Genomic DNA, 3,347 nt, shown 5'->3' on the forward strand with positions numbered 1-3,347 from the left:
CCGCGACGGTGTTGGGTTGGGTGCAGCAGTGGCTGGCCGATCCCGAGACCGACAACGCGCGGTTGGTGATCTGGACCCAGGGCGTGGCCGCCGGGCAGGATCTGGCCGGCGCGGCGGTGGCGGGCCTGGTCCGCTCGGCGCAGTCCGAGCACCCGGGGCGTCTGCTGCTGGTCGATGTTGACCCGTCAGCCGGCCTGGACCCCAGTCGCGACGCCGACGTGGACACTGTCCTGGCTGCGCTCCTGGATGCCGATGAGCCTGAGGTCCGCATTCGTCCCGCTACTGACGGCGGGGAAGTCGCGGCGTTCGGGCGGCGGCTGGTCCGGGCCAGTGAGTTGGCATTGCCGGGTGGTTCGGGTTGGCGGGTTGAGGTGACCCAGCCGGGTGACCTGGGCAGTACGGCTGTCATCGATGCTCCCGAGACGGGTGCGGCGCTTCTGGCGGGTCAGGTCCGAGTGGGCATGCGAGCAGTAGGCGTGAACTTCCATGACGTGCTGGCTGGGCTGGGGATGGTCGTGGATGGCCGGGTCCTGGGCATGGAGGGTGCCGGGGTTGTCCTGGAGACCGGCCCCGGAGTAACCGGTCTGACTGTGGGTCAGCCGGTGATGGGTCTGGTGCCCGGTTGGGGGCCGGTCGGGGTTGTCGACAGCCGGTTGGTGGCCGCCATCCCGCAGGGCTGGTCCTTCCAGCAGGCCGCGGCAGTGTCGGCAGTGTTCCTGACGGCGTTTTATGCGCTGCGGGACCTGGCCCAGGTCCGTCCCGGCCAGCGAGTCCTCATCCACGCCGGTACTGGTGGTGTGGGTACGGCTGCAGTGCAGTTGGCCAAGGCGTGGGGCTTGGAGGTCTTCGCGACCGCCAGTCCGGCCAAGCAGGCCGCGTTGCGGGCGATGGGTGTGGACGAGAGTCACATCGCCTCCACTCGTGATCTGGCTTTCTGTGAGCGGTTCCTGGCTGTGACCGGTGGCGAGGGTATGGACGTGGTCGTCAACGCCCTGGCCGGGGAGTTCACGGACGCCTCGCTGCGGTTGCTGCCGCGCGGCGGTCAGTTCGTCGAGATGGGCAAGACCGACATCCGGGACCCTGAGCAGGTCGCCCAGTCCTACCCGGGAGTGGTCTACCAGGCCTTCGACCTGATGGACGCGGGCGAGCCGCGGATCGCGGAGATGCTTGCCGAGCTGGGGGCGATGTTCGAGGCGGGGGCGCTGGTTCCGCCGCCGGTGACGTGTTTCGAGCTGTCGCAGGCTGTGGCGGCGCTGCGGTATCTGCAGGCCGCCCGGCACCTGGGCAAGGTCGTGCTGAACGTCCCGGCCGAGTGGGACCGGCAGGGCACCGTGCTGGTCACCGGTGGAACGGGGACGCTGGGTGGGGAGTTGGCCCGGCACCTGGTGGACGTCCGCGGGATGCGGCATCTGCTGCTGATGTCGCGGCGCGGCCCGGCCGCGCCGGGGGTTGCCCGTCTGGTCGCGGAGTTGGCGCAGTCGGGTGCGGGTGTGCGGGTGCAGGCCGGCGATGCCGCCGACCGCGACGCCCTCGCCTCGGTGTTGGCGCGGATCGGGGCTGAGCGGCCGTTGGCGGCGGTGGTGCATGCCGCTGGTGTGATCGACGACGCGACGGTGGAGTCGCTGACGCCTGAGCGGATGGCGACGGTGCTGTCGGCGAAGGTCGACGCGGCCTGGAACCTGCACGAGTTGACCGAGGGCACGGGTCTGGCCGGGTTCGTGCTGTACTCCTCGGCCGCAGCCATCGTGGGCAATCCGGGACAGGCCGGCTATTCCGCGGCCAACGCGTTCCTGGACGCGCTGGCCGGCTACCGCCGGGACCGGCGTCTGGCCGGTCAGTCGCTGGCCTGGGGCCTGTGGGCTCAGACCTCGGAGATGACCGGGCATCTCAATGGCACCGGTCTGTCTCGCCTGCGTCGCGGCGGTATCCAGCCGATGACGACCGGTCAGGGCCTGGCGCTGTTCGAGGCTGCCACCGCGTTGGGTACGCCGTTGGCGGTCCCGGCCCGACTGGACTTGGCCGCGCTGTCGCGTGCTGGGGGGCCGGTGCCTGCGCTGCTGCGCGGCTTGGCCGCTGGTGGTGTCTCCGCACGCCCGTCCGCGGCTGTGGCTGCGGTCGTGGGTGGCCTGGCGGCTCGGCTGGCCGCGCTGTCTCCCGCCGATCGTGAGCAGGAAGTCCTGCAGATCGTCCGGGCCGGCACCGCCGTCGTTCTGGGGCATGCCCGACCCGGGGACATCGATCCCCAGCGGGCTTTCCGCGACATGGGCATCGACTCCCTGACCGCGCTGGAGCTCCGCAACCGGCTCGCGACCGAAACCGGACTCACTCTCCCCGCCACCTTGGTTTTCGATCAGCCGACGCCGCTGGAGGTTGCCCGGTACCTGGTGGCAGAGGCGTGCGGGGCCGACGGGGTCGTCGGTGCGCCGGCTGTGCCGGTGGTCCGTGTCGGCACGGACGAGCCGGTGGCGATTGTCGGTATGGGTTGCCGGTTCCCGGGCGGGGTGGAGGACCCGGAGGGTTTCTGGCAGTTGATCGCCGCAGGGACCGATGCGATGTCGGGGTTCCCGGTGAACCGTGGCTGGGAGACGCCGGGCCTGTCCGAGTCTGCTGATCCGGGCGCGACTTATGCCCCGGTGGGTGGCTTCCTGGATGGTGCTGGTGATTTCGATGCGGAGTTCTTCGGGATCAGTCCGCGTGAGGCGTTGGGGATGGATCCCCAGCAGCGGTTGTTGCTGGAGACGTGCTGGGAGGCGCTGGAGGACGCGGGGATTGCCCCGGGTTCGCTGCGGGGCACCGACACCGGCGTCTACGCCGGCATCATCGCCTCGGGCTACCAGCTCGGTGAGCAGGACGGTGCTGGTGGTTTTGGCCTGACTGGTACTACGGCGAGTGTGGCGTCGGGTCGGGTGGCGTACTCGCTGGGGTTGCAGGGTCCTGCGGTGTCGGTGGACACGGCGTGTTCCTCGTCGCTGACGGCGATTCACCTTGCGGCGCAGGCGCTGCGGTCCGGGGAGTGCGGGATGGCCCTGGCCGGCGGGGTCATGGTGATGGCTTCGCCTGGGACCTTCGTGGAGTTCGCGCTGCAGCGGGGGTTGGCTGCCGATGGCCGGTGCAAGCCGTTTGCGGAGGCGGCCGATGGCACCGGGTGGGGTGAGGGTGTCGGTGTCCTGGTTCTGGAGCGGTTGTCGGATGCGCGTGAGCGTGGGCACCGGGTGTTGGCGGTTGTGGCGGGTAGTGCGGTCAATCAGGACGGGGCGAGTAATGGTCTGTCGGCGCCGAATGGTCCGTCGCAGCAGCGGGTGATTCGGGCCGCGTTGGCCAGCGCAAGACTGCGGGCGAGCGATATC

1 protein-coding gene is annotated in these 3,347 nt (G+C 70.3%); it reads left to right on the forward strand.

Going from position 1 to position 3,347, the window contains the following annotated elements:
* Positions 1 to 20: 20 nt before the first annotated feature.
* Positions 21 to 3,347, forward strand: a 3,327-nt coding sequence (locus AQI88_RS45680) for an SDR family NAD(P)-dependent oxidoreductase (RefSeq protein WP_159050608.1), incomplete at its 3' end; no start/stop codon positions are given.

Source organism: Streptomyces cellostaticus, assembly GCF_001513965.1.
Classification (GTDB): Bacteria; Actinomycetota; Actinomycetes; order Streptomycetales; family Streptomycetaceae; genus Streptomyces; species Streptomyces cellostaticus.